This is a genomic window from Streptomyces ziwulingensis (genome assembly GCF_039542605.1).
Taxonomy (GTDB): Bacteria; Actinomycetota; Actinomycetes; order Streptomycetales; family Streptomycetaceae; genus Streptomyces; species Streptomyces ziwulingensis.
On the sequence record NZ_BAABIG010000016.1, the window covers coordinates 1 to 17,353 of the forward strand.

Below are 17,353 nucleotides of genomic sequence, written 5' to 3' on the forward strand. Positions count from 1 at the left end.
CGCGGGGGCGGCCGGGGCCTGCTGGGCCGGGGCCGGGGCCTGCTGAGCCGGAGCCTGGGCCTGGGGGGTCCGGGCCGGTGAGGTCTGGGCCTGGGCCTGTGGGGCCTGGGCCTGTGGCGCCGGGGCGGGGCGGGCCGCGGTGGTCTCCGCGGCCCCCGCGGCCGCGGTACCCGACGCGGCCTGGGCGGCGGCCGCCCCCGGCTTGTAGTCGGTGAAGAAGTCCCACCAGGCTCGGTCGACCGAATTCGGGTCCTGGAGGTACTGCTGATAGATCTCGTCTACGAGCCACTCGTTGGCACCGAACGCGGCGGCGGGGTTCTTCCCCGCTTGGTCGGTGTCGGTCGAGATGCTCGAGTTACTGGGGGACTGTGGCGACACGGCGGTAACCGCCCTCTTCCGCTTCACAAGGTGATGGACAGCGGGAATAAAGGCTACGCCTCCCGGAGCGAGAAGGTCAGGCCGGGCCGGTCCATCGTCGTGTAAGTCACATCGTAGAGCGTGTTTCGCGGCTCGAAATGGCGGGAAACAAGCGTGGTTCCGCGTCGGGAGGGAAGGCGTGAGGGGGCCTCGGCGCCCCGAGGGCGCGGGCCGCTGCCCGATCACACGTGTCCGCCTGCGCGAATACCCGTGGATCTTGTGGCTCCGTTCGCACCCTACGTCAACTCGGCGAGGAGGGAGAGCCTGGAAGAGTGATAAGAATCCGGCACCCCCGCTCGGATTCGGCCACACCGATCCGGCCGCCGTGCAGATCCACCGCCCAGCGCGCGATCGCCAGCCCGAGTCCGGTGCCGCCGTCGCTGCCCGGACCGTGCGGCCGGGTGACCGCACCCCGGTTGAACCGTTCGAACACCCGGTGCCACTCGGACCTCGGGATGCCGGGGCCCTCGTCGAGGACCTCCAGGTCCAGGGAGTCGGGCCCCGCCCCCGGCCGCGCCCGGACCGTCACCCGGCCGTGCGGCGGGCTGTGCTTGACCGCGTTGTCGATGAGGTTGGCGACCACCTGGTGGATGCGCTCGGGGTCGGCGTGCGCGGCCAGGTCGGACGGGAAGACGTCGAGCGCCAGGTGGACGTCCTTGCGGGTGTGGCTGCCCGAGCCGGAGGCGATGCCCGCGCGGGCGGTGGCGACCATGTTGGCCTCCTTCAGCACTCCGGACAGGTACGGCCACACCTCGAAGCGCCGCTTGCGCAGCGGCACGACGCCGTTGTCCAGGCGGGAGAGGTCCAGCAGCGTCTCCACCAGCCGGCCGAGCCGCTCGGTCTGGCTCAGGGCCGTGCGCATGGTCTCCGGATCGGCCTCGGTGACGCCGTCGACGATGTTCTCCAGCACCGCGCGCAGCCCCGCGATGGGCGTGCGCAGCTCGTGCGAGACGTTCGCCACCAGCTCCTTGCGCTGGCTCTCCTGGGCCTCCAGGTCGTCGGCCATGTGGTTGATCGTCTGGGCCAGGTCCCCCAGCTCGTCGCGGCGGTTCTCGCGCACCCGGCGGGTGTAGTCGCCGTGCGAGATGGACCGGGCGACGGCGTTCATCTCGTCCAGCGGCGCGGTCAGCGAGTGCGCCACGAACTGGGTGATGAGCAGCGTGGCGATCATCGAGAAGACCGTGATGAAGCGCAGCTCCGTCTTGGTGTGCACGGCGATCACCGACAGTCCGGTGGTGATCAGGACCGACGTGACGACCAGCGCACCCAGCTTGGTCTTGATCGAGAACGGGCGGACGCCGCCCCAGGGATTCCCGGGGCTCCTCCGTGCGGCTTCCCGCTCCGCGCTCATGGCGTCGGTGTCTCCAGGGCGTAGCCCACGCCGTGGACGGTGCGGATGCGCTCCGCGCCGATCTTCCGGCGCAGCGCCTTGATGTGGCTGTCGACGGTCCGGGTGCCGGAGGCGTCCGCCCAGTCCCAGACCTCGGCGAGCAACTGCTCGCGGGAGAGCACCGCGCGCGGGGTGTTCGCCAGGCAGACCAGCAGGTCGAACTCGGTGGGGGTGAGGTGGACGTCCTCGCTGCGCACCCGCACCCGGCGCTGCGCGTGGTCGATCTCCAGTTCGCCCAGGCGCAGGATGCCGCTGCGCGGCGTCGAGGCGGCCACCACGGCGCGCTCCACCCGCCGCAGCAGGACGTGCACCCGCGCGGCCAGCTCCCGCATCGAGAACGGCTTGGTCATGTAGTCGTCGGCGCCGACGCCTAGGCCGACCAGCATGTCCGTCTCGTCGTCGCGCGCGGTGAGCATCAGCACCGGCACCGGCCGCTGGGCCTGCACCCGGCGGCAGACCTCCAGGCCGTCGAAGCCCGGCAGCATGATGTCGAGGATCAGCAGGTCGGGCTGCCAGGCCTCGGCGGTGTCGACGGCGGCCGGTCCGTCGCCCGCGGTCTGCACCAGGAAGCCCTCGGCGCGCAGGCGGGTCGCGATGGCGTCCACGATCGTCTGGTCGTCCTCGACCACCAGCACCCGGCGCTGTGCGCCCTGAGTGGCCGTCGCACTGCCGTTGTGGGATGTCTGTGTCTGCTCCATCGCCCGCCCCTGAGGTGTGCTTTCCGGAATCCGTGGGGTGATCCCATGGCTGCGATCGACGCTTGAATGATCCGCGTCAGACCAGCAGCGTACGGGGAGTCACCACGCCTTTGCTATCCAGGCCGGACGCAGAGGTGCACGACGTCCGGAACGCCCCGGGCAACGGGGATCTCTTCGGTACGCACCTGCTGGAACCCGGCATTACGCAAGGTTTCTTCGAAAACCGGCGAGGGTTGTGCGGACCATACGGCGAGCACCCCGCCGGGGCGCAACACCCGTGCGCAGTCCGCCAGTCCGGCCGCTCCGTAGAGGCTGCCGTTGCCCTCGGTGACGGTCCAGCCGGGACCGTTGTCGATGTCGAGGCAGAGGGCGTCGAACGTGTCGGATGTCTCATTGACGAATTCGGTGAGGTCCGCTTCGACGACCTCGGTGCGCGGATCGGCCAGCGCCGCGCGGGTCAGTGCGGACAGCGGCCCGTCGCGGTGCCAGTCGATCACGGCGGGCTCGCGCTCGACCACCGTGATGCCGCCCCAGCGGCGGTCCGCCGCCGCGTGCGCCAGGGAGAAGCCGACGCCCAGCCCGCCGATCAGCACCCGCGGGGCGACCGGGCGCCCGCGGGGGAGGGGGCGCGCGAGGGCGGCGAGCGCCGCGTCGACCAGCCGGCGCTCCGAGCGGCCGTCGGACGTGTCCATCAGGAAGCAGCCGTTGGCGATGATCTGCAGCAGCCCGCCGTGCCGGCGCAGCACCACCTCGCCGTACGGGCCCTCGCGCCGGTCCAGGACTTCGGGAGCTTCGTAGGCCACGGGCATCCCGTCATCCTGGCACCGGACCCGGGGTCCCGCAGCGGAATTTCGCGCGCGCCGGGACGGCTGTGGAAACGGGGCGGGGAGCGGTCGGCCAGGTCGGCCCGGACCGTGATCGCCCAGAGCGAACACCCGGTGGGGAACAATCGCCGCCCCCCAGGCATTGAGTCGGTATAACTCAACTTGATTGCCGAAGGGGAGATCATGGCTGCTGAGTCCACAGCGTTCACCTCGCTTGCCCTGCCCGTGCTGCCGCTCGACGACGAGGTCGTCCTGCCGGGCATGGTGGTCCCCCTGGACCTGAGCGACTCCGAGGTCCGGGCCGCGGTGGAGGCCGCGCAGGCCGCCGTCCGCTCGGAACCCGGCAAGCCCCGGGTACTGCTGGTCCCGCGCGTCGACGGCACCTACGCCGCCACCGGCGTGCTCGGCACCGTCGAGCAGGTCGGCCGGCTGGCCGACGGCGACCCCGGCGCCCTCATCCGGGGCCTGGCCCGCGTCCGGATCGGCGCCGGCACCACCGGACCGGGCGCGGCGCTGTGGGTCGAGGGCACCCGCGTCCAGGAGGACGTCCCCGAGCCGCTGCCCGGCCACGTCACCGAACTGGTCAAGGAGTACAAGGCGCTCGCCACCGCCTGGCTGCGCAAGCGCGGCGCCTGGCAGGTCGTGGACCGCGTCCAGGCCATCGACGACGTCTCCGCGCTCGCCGACAACTCCGGCTACTCGCCGTTCCTGACCACCGGCCAGAAGGTCGAGCTGCTGGAGACCGCCGACCCGGTGGCCCGGCTGAAGCTCGCCGCCAAGCAGCTCCGCGACCACCTCGCCGAGCAGGACGTCGCCGAGACCATCGCCAAGGATGTCCAGGAGGGCGTCGACAAGCAGCAGCGCGAGTTCCTGCTCCGCCGCCAGCTCGAAGCCGTCCGCAAGGAGCTGCGCGACCTGGGCGGCGACGGCAAGGACAGCGTCGAGGAGTCCGACGACTACCGCGCCCGCGTCGAGGCCGCCGACCTGCCCGAGAAGGTCCGCGAGGCCGCCCTCAAGGAGGTCGACAAGCTGGAACGCTCCAGCGACGCCTCGCCCGAGGGCTCCTGGATCCGCACCTGGCTCGACACCGTCCTCGACCTGCCGTGGAACGTCCGTACCGAGGACGCCTACGACATCCAGGGCGCCCGCGCCGTCCTCGACGCCGAGCACGCGGGCCTGGACGACGTGAAGGAGCGGATCACCGAGTACCTGGCGGTGCGCAAGCGCCGCGGCGACCGCGGCCTGGGCGTCGTCGGCGGGCGCCGCGGCGGCGCGGTCCTCGCCCTGGTCGGCCCGCCCGGCGTCGGCAAGACCTCGCTGGGGGAGTCGGTCGCCCACGCCATGGGCCGCGAGTTCGTCCGCGTCGCCCTCGGCGGCGTCCGCGACGAGGCCGAGATCCGCGGCCACCGCCGTACCTACGTCGGCGCGCTGCCCGGCCGGATCGTGCGGGCGGTCAAGGAGGCCGGTTCGATGAACCCGGTCGTCCTGCTCGACGAGATCGACAAGGTCGGCTCCGACTTCCGCGGCGACCCGGCGGCCGCCCTCCTCGAAGTCCTCGACCCCGCCCAGAACCACACCTTCCGCGACCACTACCTGGAGGTCGAGCTGGACCTCTCCGACGTGGTCTTCCTCGCCACCGCCAACGTCCTGGAGGCCATCCCGGAGGCACTGCTCGACCGCATGGAGCTGGTCCGCCTCGACGGCTACACCGAGGACGAGAAGGTCGTCATCGCCCGGGACCACCTGCTGACCCGCCAACTGGAGCGGGCCGGTCTGGACGCCGACGAGGTGACGGTCGACGAGAGCGCGCTGCGCTCGCTGGCCGGGGAGTACACCCGTGAGGCGGGCGTACGCACCCTGGAGCGGTCCATCGCCCGGCTGCTGCGCAAGGTCGCGGCCCAGCACGAACTGGGCGAGCGGGACCTGCCGTTCACCATCACCCGGGACGATCTGCGCGCCCTGATCGGACGGCCGCACCACGTGCCCGAGTCCGCCCAGGACCCGGCCGAGCGGCGCACCTCGGTGCCGGGCGTGGCCACCGGCCTCGCGGTCACCGGCGCGGGCGGCGACGTGCTCTACGTCGAGGCGTCGCTGGCCGACCCGGAGACGGGCGCGGCGGGCCTGACCCTGACCGGGCAGCTCGGTGACGTGATGAAGGAGTCGGCGCAGATCGCGCTGAGCTTCCTGCGCAGCCGCGGCGCCGAACTGGAGCTGCCGGTGGCCGACCTGAAGGACCGGGGCGTGCACATCCACTTCCCGGCGGGCGCGGTCCCCAAGGACGGCCCGAGCGCCGGCATCACGATGACGACGGCGCTCGCCTCGCTCCTGTCCGGCCGGCCGGTCCGTACGGACGTGGCGATGACCGGTGAGGTCTCGCTGACCGGCCGGGTACTGCCGATCGGCGGGCTGAAGCAGAAGCTGCTGGCGGCGCACCGGGCGGGCATCACCACGGTGATCGTGCCCAAGCGCAACGAGGCCGACCTGGACGACGTCCCGGCGGAGGTGCTGGACAAGCTCGACGTCCACGCCGTCACCGACGTCCGCCAGGTCCTGGACCTCGCGCTCGCGCCGGCCACCAGCGCGGTCGCGCCGGAGGTTCCGGTCGCCGCGTGACGGAGGCGCTCGGACGAGCGAAGGCCCGGGTCCCGTGCGGGAGGCCCGGGCCTTCGCGTCGTCGCGCGGGAAGCGGGCCCGGAGGCCGTCGCCGGCCCCAGCCTGCGAAATACTTGCCGAGCTGCGGCGATGGCGGCGGCCGGCGGAAACTTCCAGAACCGGGCAGTGACGCGGGAAAGAACCCGGGCGAGATTCCGGGAAAGAACCGGTAACACCGAGGCAGGGGCTGACGTGCACGAGAACGGGAACGACGGTGGACCGAGAGTCGAACCTGGGGGCGCCCCCGCCGGGGACCGGCCGGCCGGCGGCATGGACCAGCCCGAGTTCCTGGCCCTCGAACGCGAGCTGACCATGCTGCTGCGCCGGGCCCGCGCCAACCAGACGGAGATGGCCCGGGAGGTCCACCCGGACCTGGAGTCCGCCGCGTACGGACTCCTCGTGCGGCTGGGGGAGTGCGGCGGGCAGCGGGCCACCGAACTCGCCGCCTACATCGGCGTCGGCAAGGCGACGATGTCCCGCCAGTTGCGCGCCCTGGAGGAACTCGGCCTCATCGCCCGCGAGCCCGACCCGCACGACGGCCGGGCCTGGCTGGTCACCCTCACCGCGGAGGGCCAGGACCGGGTCCGCCGGGTCCGCCAGGCCCGCCGCGCCCGCTACGCCGGCCGGCTCGCCGACTGGAACCCGCGCGAAGTCGCGGAACTGGCCCGCCTGCTGCACGAACTGAACCGCGGCATGGAGAAGTAGAAGTACTGGAAGTAGGAGGACGCTGGGAGTAGGAGGAGTGCTGGAGGTAGTGGGAGTACCGGAAGTTCTGGAAGTAGTAGAAGTACCGGAAGTGCTGGGAGTGCCGGCGCACCGGCAGCAGCGGGCGGCCGGCTACAGCTCCGCGTAGACCACCGTCGCGTCGTCGTGCCGCTTGGCGCGCCCCAGGTGCACCCGGTCCGCGTCGGCGCGCTCCAGTTCCCGCACCCGGTCCACCAGGGCCCGCGCGCCCCGTTCGCGGAGCAGCCGGAAGCAGGCCGTCCAGTCGCCCTGCCCGAACGTCTCCACCCACCTGCCCGCCCCGTCCGTGAGCGCGGCCAGGGCCCGCACCTCGGCCCTCGGCAGGGTGCCCGTCACCGCGCGCGCCGCCACCGCCGGATCGGCCGCCGCCGTGAAGAAGCCGCCCTCCTTGTTGCGCAGCTCCGCGTCGACCACCGCGTGCGAGGCCAGCGCCGAGCGGGGGATGCGGTCGAGCCGGTCGTCGCGGCGGGCCGTCACCGTGCCGTCCGGCGCCTCGGTCAGCAGGACGGAGTCCGACAGCACCAGGTACTCGACCGTCTCCGGTGACCAGCGGGCCAGGACCACCGTGGTCTGCGGCGTCCGGGGGTGAGAAAGGTCACAGGTCGTGGCGTGCGCGGCGGCGGTGCGCGCGAGGGCGCGGGACAGCACGTCCACGAGCGGGACATCCGGGAGGGAAACGGTCAGTTCGGTCAGCGCTCCCCCGAGGCGCGCGGTGAACCAGGGGACGGAATGCAGACAACCCGCTCCGTCCCGCGGCGGCGTGACCCCGTCCAGCACGACGACCGCGCCACCCGGTCCGGAAGCCGGGAGACCGACGCTCGCGAAGTCCTCGTTGGGGTGTTCGCGCGTGCTCGGCAGCGAGACGAGTTCGGTACGCATCCGGCCAGTCTGCACGAGCCCCCCACCGCCGTCGCAAAGCGGCGGCACAGGGCCTGATTTCAGCACTGCCATGCAGGTCAGACGCCTGTTTTGGGCGGGATTACCGTGCTCCGGGAAGGCGCGGCGGCACATCCTGCCACCGCCCCGCCGCAGACGTCCAACCGGCGCTCCGCGCGGGCGGGTCGTCCCCGGCGCGGGGACTTGCCCGCCAACTCCCCGCCGGGGTTCACTCCTTCGGGTGGCGGGCCAGGGGAAGCACGCGCCGTGCCCACGGGCGCTGGAAGGGTCGGGGGCCGGTGGGGGTCCTGCCCGCTCACGAGCATGGTGGAAAGCTCGGGGGCCGATGCGTCCGACGGCCGGCTGACGGAGCGCCACCCCGGCTCCACGGATTCGGGGAATCCGGCCCACGGATACCAGAATCCGGCCCACGGGCACAGGAGTCCGTCCACGGGTGGACGGTCCCGGCCCACGGGTACACGAGCCCATCCCACGGGTACACGAGCCCATCCCACGGGTACACGAGTCAGGAATGCGAGCACCGGTGCAGAAGACGCGGCCTCGTCGCACAGGCAAGCAGACGTCCCCCGCGGGGGGCGCCGAGCCGGCCTCCAAGACCTCCGCCCCGGGCGCCCCCGTCGGCAAGGGCCGTCCCACCCACGTACGCAACCGGCTGATCGTGGCCGTCGCCGTGGTCGCCGCCGCGATCGCCGGCGCCGGAGTGCCCTCGGTCGTCGCCGCGATGGGACAACTCAGCGACTCCCAGGAACTGGTGACCCGCGCCGAGCGGACCCAGGACGCGCTCACCCTCGCCCACTCCCTGGCCGACGAACGCGACGAGGTCACCCCCTACATCGCCGCCGGGCGCCCCAGGTCGAAGGCGCCCTCCGAGCAGCGCGGCGCCCGGGTCGACCGGCAGGTCGAGGAGTTGCGCGCCGACCCCGACACCCCGGCCGCCCTGCGTGCGGACCTCGACGCCGTCGGCGCCCTGCGACGCTCGGCGCTCACCGGCAAGAGCACCGCGCTCGAAGCGCACGAGGCGTACTCCACCGCCATCACCGAACTGCACGGGCTCGCCGCGGAGCTGGCCGAGCGGACGCCGCCCCGCGCGGGCTCCGGTGCCTGGGCGCTGGCCGAGCTGGACTCCGCCGTGCAGCAGGCCGCCGCCGCCCGGGGTCTGCTGCTCGCCGCCCTGAGCGTGCCGAGCGGGACCAGTACCGTCATCGACCCGGTCACCGGCCTGCCGACCGAGACCAGCACCACCTCGGACGCCGACGCCGAGCAGCGCGACGCGCTGGCCGCCGCCGCCCAGCAGGCCCGGGTCCGCTCCGACGCGGCCCTCGCCGACTTCCGCGACGGCGCCCCGGAGAAGTCCCGGGAGCGTTACGACGCCACGGTCACCGGTCCCGAGGTGAACTCCGCCGAGAAGTACCTGGCCGCCCTCACCGACCAGGCCACGCTCTCCGACGACGACCTCGGCACCGGTGTCACCGAGCTGGCGGCGGCGCTCTCCGCCCGCGTCGACGCCATGCGCGGCGCCGAGTCCGCCCTCTACGACCGGCGCACCAAGGACCTCGCGCTGCTGCGGGACGACGACGTCACCGCGCTGGAGATCCGGATCGCCGTGCTCGGCGCCCTGATGCTGTTCGCCGTGGGCGTCGCCACCGGCATGGCCCGCGGCCTCACCCGGCCCCTGTCGGCGCTGCGCCGCGGCGCCGCCCGGCTCGCCGACGCCGAGAACCCGGCCGCCGAGGAGCCCATCGCCTTCACCGGCCGCAACGACGAGTTCGCCAAGGCGGTCAGGTCGGTCAACGCCCTGCACGCGCACGCCGTGACCCTCGCCGAACGCGTCACCACGCTGGAGTCCGACCGCAAGCACCTGGTCGGCCAGCGGCAGAAGATGGCCGACGCCCGCGAGGAACTGCGCGCCGAGGTCGCCGAGTCCGCCGCCCACCTGGAGCGGTTGCGCCAGAGCATCGGCGGGACCTTCGTCAGCCTCGCGCTGCGCACCCTCGGCCTGGTCGAGCGGCAGCTCGGCGTCATCGAGTCGCTGGAGGAACGGGAGCAGGACCCCGACCGGCTGGCCACCCTCTTCAAGCTCGACCACTTCGCCACCGTCATGCGCCGCTACAGCGAGAACCTGCTGGTGCTGGCCGGCACCGAGCACGTCCAGCACAGCGCCCACCCGGTGCCGCTGGTCGACGTGGTCCGCGCCGCCGTCAGCGAGATCGAGCGCTACGAGCGGGTCCGGATCGCCGCGCTGCCGCCGCACGCGCACCTCGCCGGGTTCGCCGCGGACGACGTCTCCCACCTGCTCGCCGAACTCATGGAGAACGCCACCTCGTTCTCCCCGCCGGAGCTGCCCGTCGAGGTCTCCGGCTGGCTCCTGGAGAACGGCGAGCTGATGCTCTCCGTCCAGGACGAGGGCATCGGCATGACGGAGGACCGGCTGCGGCGGCTCAACGCCCGCCTCACCGACTTCGACGCCGAGGCCCCCTACGAGCAGGAGGGCGAGGACAGCCTCGGGCTCGGCCTGTACGTGGTGGCCCGCCTCGCCCACCGGCACGGCGCCCGCGTGCGGCTGCGCGAGCAGAAGCAGGGGGGTGTCGCCGCCGTCGTGGTGCTGCCGCAGACGCTGCTCGCGGACGCCTCGCCCGCCGTCGCCCCGGCCGCGACCCCGACGGCCGACGACACGGCACACGCCTCCCTGCCGGGCGCCGAGGCCGAGACTGACGCCGAGGCCGACGTCAAGGCCGACGTCAAGGCCGACGCCAAGGCCGACTCCGACGTGCTGCACGGCCGCTCGGACGACGAGGACCCCTTGGTCTCCCTCGCGGAGGAGGCGGTACGAAGGTCGGAGACGGGGGACCAGCACCCCGCCGAAGCCGCGGAAGCCGCCGAAGCCGCGGAACCGGCCGAAGCCGGGGAACCGGCCGAAGCAACGGCACCGGCCGGCCCGACCACGTCGACGGCATCGACCGACCAGGCCGGTCCCGCCGATCAAACCCCGTCGGCCCCGGAGACCCTCTCCGAGACCACGATGGAGCTGCTCATCCCGGCGCCCGCGACCGAGCCGGTTCCCGAGCCCGCCTCCGTTCCCGAGCCCACCCCCGCCCCCGAGCCGGCACCGGCGAAGCAGCCGACCCCCGAGGCCGCACCCGCCCCCGAGGCCGCACCCACACCCGCGCCCGAGGCCGAACCCGCCCACGACCGCGCCCCCGACGAAGACGAACCGGAGGACCGCGTCACCGAGAAGGGTCTGCCCAAGCGGACCCCCAGGATCAGTACGCCGGCCGCCGCGCCCGGCCCGCGCGCGGGCTCCGTGGACGCCGAGGCGCTCCGCCGCCGGCTGGGCGGATTCCACCGGGGCGCGGAGGCCGGGCGGCGCGAAGTGGAGGCGGAGATCGCCGACCGGACCGCATCGCACCGGGCGCCCGACGCGCCCGGCAGCACCGAAGAAACCACGGGGGGCACTGTCGAGGAGGCAAGCAGTTGACCGCGCCCAGTACCTTCGGACTGAGCAGGGAAGCCCGCAACCTGCACTGGCTGCTCACCAACCTCGTCGAGGAGGTGCCCGGCATCCTCTCCGTCGCGGTGGTCTCCTCCGACGGCCTGCTGCTGCTCTCCTCCGACCCGGGGAGCAACGACGCCGCCCGCCGCGCCCAGGACACGCCGCGCACCGGTCCGCGCGGCTCCGCCGCCGACCTCGCCACCATCGTCTCCGGCATCGGCAGCCTGACCGTCGGCGCCTCGAAGCTGATGGACTGCGGCCCCGTGAAGCACACGATGGTCGCGATGGACGAGGGCAGCCTGTTCGTGATGTCGATCAGCGACGGTTCGCTGCTCGGCGTGCACGGCTCCGCCGACTGCGACATGAGCGTCATGGCGTACCACATGGCGCTCTTCGTGGGCCGGGCCGGGCACGTGCTGACGCCCGAACTCCGCAGCGAGCTGCGGCAGTCCCTGGAGTCCGAGTCGACGGGAAGCACCCGATGAGCAGCCCCAGGAACCACCTCCCGGTCCGCGGCGCCGACCGCAGGGCCGCCCGCGTCCGCCCGTACTCGCTCACCGGCGGCCGTACCCGCTTCGGGCACGTCCTGCTGGTCGAGACGCTGGTGGCCGCCACCGCCACCGCCCCCGCCGGGACCGCCGCCGCCGCCGCGCTCGGAGCCGGTGAGGAGCGCAAGGAGCTGACAGGTGCGTCGCCCGCCCGCCTGCTGCCGGAGCTGCGGGCCATCGTCGAACTCTGCCGCCGCATGCGTACGGTGGCCGAGATCGCCGCGCTGCTGAAGATGCCGCTCGGCGTGGTCCGCGTCCTCCTCAGCGACCTCGCGGACCAGGGAAAGATCCGTGTTTACGGTACCGGGACCGGCCACGGCACGGGCCGTCCGGACCGCGCACTGCTGGAAAGGGTGCTGAGTGGACTCCGCCGTCTCTGACTCCGCCGTCTCCGACGCCGCCGCCTTCGGCGTCTCCCCGCTCGTCGTCGATCCCGACGAGTCCGCGCCGCCCTGGCAGACGGACCGGGGCCGGGCCCCCGTCGCCACGAAGATCGTGGTGGCGGGCGGATTCGGCGTCGGCAAGACCACGCTGGTCACCGCCGTCTCGGAGATCACGCCGCTGCAGACCGAGGCGCTGATGACCGAGGCGAGCGAGGAGACCGACGACCTCACCGCCACCCCGGAGAAGGTCACCACCACCGTGGCCATGGACTTCGGCCGCATCACGCTCGACGACGACCTGGTGCTCTACCTGTTCGGCACGCCGGGCCAGCAGCGGTTCTGGTTCATGTGGGACGACCTGGTGCGCGGCGCGATCGGCGCCGTCGTCCTCGCCGACACCCGCCGGCTGCGGGACTGCTTCCCCGCGCTGGACTACTTCGAGAGCTGCGGCCTGCCGTACGTCGTGGCGGTGAACCACTTCGACGGCAGCGAGCGCTTCGACCCGGACGACGTACGGGAGGCGCTGACGATCCCGCGGCACATACCTGTAATGATCATGGATGCGCGCCGCCGGATCTCGGCCATCGAGACCCTCCTCGCCCTCGTGGGCCACGCGCTGGACGAAACACCCGAGTAGGAGACCACCCCCGCATGCGGAAGATACTCGTCGTCGGAGCCGGTCAGTCCGGTCTCCAGCTCGCCCTCGGCCTCCAGTCGCACGGCTACGAGGTCACGTTGATGTCCAACCGGACCGCGGACGAGATCCGCACCGGCCGGGTGATGTCGACGCAGTGCATGTTCCCCACCGCCCTCCAGCACGAGCGGGACCTGAAGCTGAACTTCTGGGAGTCCCAGGCCCCGAAGATCAAGGGTCTCGGCGTCTCGGTCGCCGTCCCCGGCTCGCACGACCCGGGCCCCGCCCAGCGCGCCATCGACTGGGTGGGCAGGCTGGACGGCCACGCCCAGTCGGTGGACCAGCGGGTGAAGATGGCCGGCTGGATGGAGGCCTTCGCCCAGCGCGGCGGCCAGCTCGTCATCCACGGCGCCGCCGTCGGCGACCTCGACTACTTCTCCCGCACCTACGACCTGGTGCTGGTCGCGGCCGGCAAGGGCGAACTGGTCCAGATGTTCGGCCGGGACGCCGCGCGCTCCCCGTACAGCGAACCGCAGCGCGCCCTCGCCGTCGCCTATGTGCACGGCCTGGGCCCGCGCCCGGAGCACCCGGAGTTCGACGCGGTCCGCTGCAACCTGGTGCCGGGCGTCGGCGAACTGTTCGTCATGCCGACCCTCACCACCTCGGGACGGGCCGACATCCTGTTCTGGGAGGGCATACCCGGCGGCCCGCTGGACGTCTTCAAGGACGTCAAGGACCCCGCGGCACACCTCTCCCTGACCCTGGAACTCATGGAGCGGTTCGTCCCCTGGGAGTACGCGCGGGCCACCCGGGTCGAACTGACCGACGCCGGCGGCACCCTCGCGGGACGCTACGCCCCGACCGTCCGCCACCCCGTCGGCCGCCTCCCCGGCGGCGGCCTGGTGCTCGGCGTCGCCGACGTGGTCGTCGCCAACGACCCGATCACCGGCCAGGGCTCCAACTCCGCCGCCAAGTGCGCCGCCTCCTACCTCGCCTCGATCCTGGACCACGGCGACAAGGAGTTCGACGGCGACTGGATGCGGGCCACCTTCGACCGCTACTGGGAGACCGCCCGGCACGTCACCAAGTGGACCAACGCGATGCTGGCCCCGCCCCCCGAGCACGTCCTGAACCTGATCGGTGCCGCCGGTCAGCTCCCGCCCGTCGCCGACCGTTTCGCCGGCGGCTTCGACGACCCGGCGGACTTCGAGAACTTCTTCTACGAGCCGCGACTGACCGAGGACTACCTGAGCGAGGTCTCGGCCGCGGCCGGCGCCTGACCGGAGGCGTACCCCTGGTCCGTGCCGTCCGCCGCGCCGGCGGGCAGCCTGGGCGGCGCGTACCGCCGTACCGGCTCCCCCGCCGGATCGGGGCGCACCGCGCCGAGGACGGGGTTGGCGGCGATCGGCGACACCTTCACGCGGGCTCCGGGGCGAGGTGCCTGGACGACCTTCCCGTCGCCCAGGTACAGCGCCACATGGGTGGCCTCGGGGAAGTAGACGACCAGGTCCCCGGGGCGCAGCTCATCCAGTTCGATCCGGTCCAGGCGGGCCCACTGCTCCTGGCTGGTGCGCGGGATCGGCGTCCCGGCCCGCTGCCAGGCGACCGAGGTCAGGCCCGAGCAGTCGAACGACGCGGGGCCCTCCGCGCCCCACTCGTAGGGCTTGCCGAGCTGCTCCACCGCGAACCGCAGCGCGCGGTTCCCCCCGGCGGACGGCCTGCCCCAGCCGGCCTCGTCCGGAGCGCCCGCGCCCTTGCCGTCGTCGGCCGGGCCGGCGGCGCCCGCGCCGGCGCCGAGCGCGCCGGAGGCCAGGAACCGCTCCTGCGCCTTCGCGACGCCGTCCCGCTCGAACGCGGCCAGCTCGGTGAGCTGCCCGCGGTCCAGCGAGGAGAGCATCTCCTCGACGTCCCCGAGCCGTTCGCGCACCACGTCCCGTTCCCGCTCGCGGCGTTCGGTGAGCACGAGCCGCTCGTCCAGCGCCTTGCGCGCGGCGCGGGCCAGCCCGGCCGCCCTCTTCTCGCCGCCGACCAGCCGGCCCACCGTCTCCGCCCGGTCCCGCGCCACGCGTCCGATCACCCGGCCCTGGTCCAGCGCCCGCTGCGGATCGCGGGCGAGCAGCAGGCGTACGTAGGGGGAGAGGTCGCTGCTGGTCTGGTACTGCTGCCGGGCCAGCATGCCCGCGGCGTCCCGGCTGTCGCGCAGGGAGCGCCGGGCCCGCGTCAGTTCGGCGTCCAGCCGTTTCACCCGGTCGCGCTGCGCGCGGAGTTTCTCCTCGGTGCCGTTGTAGACCTCGGTGGCCTTCTCCGCCTCCCGGTACAGCCGCTGAAGGTCCGTCAGCAGCGCGGCCACCGGGCGCGCGGCGGCCCCTTCCCCGGGCCCGGGTTCGGCCGCGGCCGGCAGCGGCGCGAGGGCGACCCCGGCCGTCATCGCCGCCGTACACACCAGGCTGAGCAGCCTTCCTGACACGCCATCACCTCCGGTACCGGAGCGGCCGGTCCGCTCCGCACCGCGAGCATCACCACGTCCGGCGCCGCAGCGCGCGCCGAGTGTCCGCCCCTCGGCGCAACCGGGTCACCCGTCGGCGTCGTCCCGTTCACCGCCCGGCGTGGCGTCTGGCGCGCCGGGCCGCGTCCCGCCCGGCCTCGGGTCCGCCCGCGGAGCCGGGTCCGGCTTCGGGTCCGGGTCCGGCTTCGGGTCCGGTTTCGACCAAGGCCACCGCGCCCGCGAGCGCGGTACGCCGCCGGGGGCGTAGGCGTACTTCCAGCGGGCGAAGCCGAGCGTGCGCTGGGGGTCGCGGGGCAGGCGGCGGTAGACGAGCACGGTGGGCGGCCCGCCGTCCGGGGCGGGCACCGGGATGCGGTACGTCTTCGGCGGGTGCCCGGTCATCCCCACCAGCACGGGCAGTACCCGGCCGTCCATGGGGCCGCCCTCGAAGGGGGTGTCTTCGCTCTTCACCGCACCAGTGTCAGACATCCGCCGCGAACGCCTCGACCAGCGCCCCGGTCTGCGGATCGCGCCGCCCGGTCACCGAGAGCACGGCCACGAACTGCTCCACGAGCCAGTCGCGCATCTCCTCCAGCGGGGGCTGCTTCTCCTCGTCCAGCCAGATCAGCGAGGAGGCCTCCACCGCCGTGATCCACATCCTTATCGTCATCCGCAGCCGGGGGCCGGGATCGTTGACGTCGAGGTGGTTCATGATGTGCTCGGCGGCCGCCCGGCGGACCCCGTCCACTATGGCCGAGGTCCGCGAGGTCTCCGCCACGCTGCCGCCGCGCAGCAGGGCGCTGAACCCGGTGTCGTGCTCGTCCACGAAGGCGAGGTAACGGTCCAGGGCGCGGGTGAGCCGGACCAGCAGCGGGCCCTCGCGCGGCTCGTCGAAGCAGAGCCGCAGCTCGTCGGCGGCCGAACGCAGGGCGGCCTCGTAGAGCTGCTGCTTGCCGCCGGGGAAGTACCGGTACACCAGGGGACGGGAGACCCCGGCGTGCTCCGCCACGTCGTCGAGGGAGACCTCCTCCGGCGACCGGTGCGCGAAGAGGGCGAGCGCCGCGTCGAGGAGCTGACCGCGGCGCTCCTCGACGCTGAGCCGGCGGTAGGCGGGGGTGGGAACCTGCGGGGTCATGCCCCGCAGGGTAGTCGCTGGCCCACCGCGAGCGACCCCCTCAGGCGAGAAGCCCCGACGAGCGCCACAGCCGCCGGCCCACTCCGCGCAGGACGCCGATGTCGTCCAGGAAGTCCGTCAGGCGCTTCGCGCCGGTCTGCATGATCTCCGCGCGGTGGCCGCTGGCCTTGACCTGGGCGACCGCCTCGCGCCTGTCCAGCCCGACGTTGGTGTAGACGTCGGGGTTGATGAAGGCGTCCGAGAAGACCCGGGCGAACTCGCCGGAGGTGACCCGGGTGAACTCCTGGGACCACTTCGGTGCCGTCACCATCTGGCGGCGCAGCTCCTCACGGGCGTACCGGACGTGGCGCGCCTCCTCCACGACGTGGATCCGGGTGACGCCCCGGACCAGCGTCTGGACCCGCTCGTCGGGGAAGGTCAGCCGCTGCATCCAGTCCAGCACCTCCTCGCCGAGCAGGGTGGCGGTGAAGGAGCCGGGCGTGGTCGAGATCGTCTTGAAGAGACGGCCCAGGCGCTGGTGGGCCGGGCTCACCGGGTACCAGGGGGCGTCCCCGCGGGATATCAGCCGGGCGAACATCTTCGAGTGCCGGCACTCGTCCTCGATCTCGGTCAGCGCGTAGCGGACGTGGGCGCTGGTCGCGGACTTGTCGTAGATGTGCCGGACCAGCAACTGCATCAGGATCAGTTCGAACCAGATGCCGAGCGAGGCCAGCGCGTTGGCCTCGTGCTGGGAGAGCAGGATGCGCTGCTCCTCGCTCATCCGTTTCCACAGGGGCGTGTCGTAGAGCGACACCAGCTCCGGCGGCCAGAACCACTTGCCGTCCTCGAAGGGCGCGTCCCAGTCCAGCTCCTTGTCCGGGTCGAACGAGTGCTTGGCGGAAGAGTCGAGCAGCCGTTCGGCCACCTGCTCCCGGTCCTTCAGCAGGCCGAGCGCGTCGCGCAGGCCCTCGAGCGCGTCGGCTTCCGTCAGGGTCGTCATGGCTGTCCCACCTCGTCGTACGGGATGCGTGCGGAATCGGCTCGGGCACCCACCGGGTTACCCGCGGTCACACAAAC

Annotated in this window: 16 protein-coding genes; 7 read left to right on the forward strand and 9 right to left on the reverse strand. The window is 73.1% G+C overall.

The genetic code is table 11. From position 1 onward, the window contains the following. From ABEB00_RS07140 to ABEB00_RS07155, 4 genes are all read right to left on the reverse strand, one after another. Positions 1 to 378, reverse strand: a 378-nt coding sequence (locus tag ABEB00_RS07140; protein WP_345618111.1) for a 2-oxoglutarate dehydrogenase E1 subunit family protein, incomplete at its 3' end; no start/stop codon positions are given. Between the two features lie 280 nt (positions 379 to 658). After that, positions 659 to 1,768, reverse strand: coding sequence for a sensor histidine kinase (locus ABEB00_RS07145; RefSeq protein ID WP_345618112.1), 1,110 nt, complete (start codon positions 1,766 to 1,768; stop codon positions 659 to 661). Then, complete coding sequence (locus ABEB00_RS07150) at positions 1,765 to 2,505, reverse strand: response regulator transcription factor (RefSeq protein ID WP_345618113.1); 741 nt, start codon at positions 2,503 to 2,505, stop codon at positions 1,765 to 1,767. The genes ABEB00_RS07145 and ABEB00_RS07150 overlap by 4 nt, the downstream gene beginning before the upstream one ends. 113 nt (positions 2,506 to 2,618) lie before the next feature. Further along, on the reverse strand, positions 2,619 to 3,314 hold the full coding sequence (locus ABEB00_RS07155) for a spermidine synthase family protein (protein WP_345618114.1): 696 nt from the start codon (positions 3,312 to 3,314) through the stop codon (positions 2,619 to 2,621). A 198-nt stretch (positions 3,315 to 3,512) separates the two neighbouring features. Between ABEB00_RS07155 and lon the strand changes: the two genes are divergently transcribed. Together lon and ABEB00_RS07165 are read left to right on the forward strand one after the other, a co-directional pair. Then, positions 3,513 to 5,942 carry an endopeptidase La gene (lon, locus tag ABEB00_RS07160; protein ID WP_345618115.1) on the forward strand — a complete coding sequence of 810 codons (2,430 nt, stop codon included), beginning with the start codon at positions 3,513 to 3,515 and terminating at the stop codon, positions 5,940 to 5,942. A gap of 231 nt (positions 5,943 to 6,173) precedes the next feature. Further along, positions 6,174 to 6,686 carry a MarR family winged helix-turn-helix transcriptional regulator gene (locus tag ABEB00_RS07165; protein ID WP_425586452.1) on the forward strand — a complete coding sequence of 171 codons (513 nt, stop codon included), beginning with the start codon at positions 6,174 to 6,176 and terminating at the stop codon, positions 6,684 to 6,686. Between the two features lie 132 nt (positions 6,687 to 6,818). Here ABEB00_RS07165 and ABEB00_RS07170 read toward each other — a convergent pair whose 3' ends face one another. Next, entirely contained in the window at positions 6,819 to 7,604 is a 786-nt protein-coding gene (locus ABEB00_RS07170; RefSeq protein WP_345618116.1) for a hypothetical protein, read from the reverse strand. A gap of 529 nt (positions 7,605 to 8,133) precedes the next feature. On the opposite strand from ABEB00_RS07170, the gene ABEB00_RS07175 reads away from it, so the two are divergent. From ABEB00_RS07175 to ABEB00_RS07195, 5 genes are read left to right on the forward strand one after another with little or no spacing between them, the layout of a single operon-like run. Then, a complete protein-coding gene (locus ABEB00_RS07175) occupies positions 8,134 to 11,097 on the forward strand; it encodes a sensor histidine kinase (RefSeq protein ID WP_425586453.1) in 2,964 nt (987 codons plus the stop codon). Then, on the forward strand, positions 11,094 to 11,597 hold the full coding sequence (locus ABEB00_RS07180) for a roadblock/LC7 domain-containing protein (protein WP_345618118.1): 504 nt from the start codon (positions 11,094 to 11,096) through the stop codon (positions 11,595 to 11,597). The genes ABEB00_RS07175 and ABEB00_RS07180 overlap by 4 nt, the downstream gene beginning before the upstream one ends. Further along, on the forward strand, positions 11,594 to 12,040 hold the full coding sequence (locus tag ABEB00_RS07185) for a DUF742 domain-containing protein (protein ID WP_345618119.1): 447 nt from the start codon (positions 11,594 to 11,596) through the stop codon (positions 12,038 to 12,040). The genes ABEB00_RS07180 and ABEB00_RS07185 overlap by 4 nt, the downstream gene beginning before the upstream one ends. Next, positions 12,021 to 12,680 (forward strand): GTP-binding protein, encoded by a 660-nt coding sequence (locus tag ABEB00_RS07190; protein WP_345618120.1) that lies wholly within the window; start codon positions 12,021 to 12,023, stop codon positions 12,678 to 12,680. The genes ABEB00_RS07185 and ABEB00_RS07190 overlap by 20 nt, the downstream gene beginning before the upstream one ends. A 14-nt stretch (positions 12,681 to 12,694) precedes the next feature. Next, on the forward strand, positions 12,695 to 13,957 hold the full coding sequence (locus ABEB00_RS07195) for a styrene monooxygenase/indole monooxygenase family protein (protein WP_345618121.1): 1,263 nt from the start codon (positions 12,695 to 12,697) through the stop codon (positions 13,955 to 13,957). On the opposite strand, the gene ABEB00_RS07200 is transcribed toward ABEB00_RS07195, so the two are convergent. The 4 genes from ABEB00_RS07200 to ABEB00_RS07215 form a co-directional block, all read right to left on the reverse strand. Beyond that, entirely contained in the window at positions 13,921 to 15,144 is a 1,224-nt protein-coding gene (locus ABEB00_RS07200; RefSeq protein ID WP_345618123.1) for a C40 family peptidase, read from the reverse strand. The two genes, ABEB00_RS07195 and ABEB00_RS07200, sit on opposite strands and share 37 nt — an antisense overlap. 105 nt (positions 15,145 to 15,249) lie before the next feature. Beyond that, positions 15,250 to 15,633 (reverse strand): hypothetical protein, encoded by a 384-nt coding sequence (locus ABEB00_RS07205; protein ID WP_345618124.1) that lies wholly within the window; start codon positions 15,631 to 15,633, stop codon positions 15,250 to 15,252. 10 nt (positions 15,634 to 15,643) lie between these two features. After that, entirely contained in the window at positions 15,644 to 16,297 is a 654-nt protein-coding gene (locus tag ABEB00_RS07210) for a TetR/AcrR family transcriptional regulator (RefSeq protein ID WP_345618125.1), read from the reverse strand. A 40-nt stretch (positions 16,298 to 16,337) separates the two neighbouring features. Further along, positions 16,338 to 17,276, reverse strand: coding sequence for an AurF N-oxygenase family protein (locus tag ABEB00_RS07215; protein WP_345618126.1), 939 nt, complete (start codon positions 17,274 to 17,276; stop codon positions 16,338 to 16,340). Positions 17,277 to 17,353: the final 77 nt, after the last annotated feature.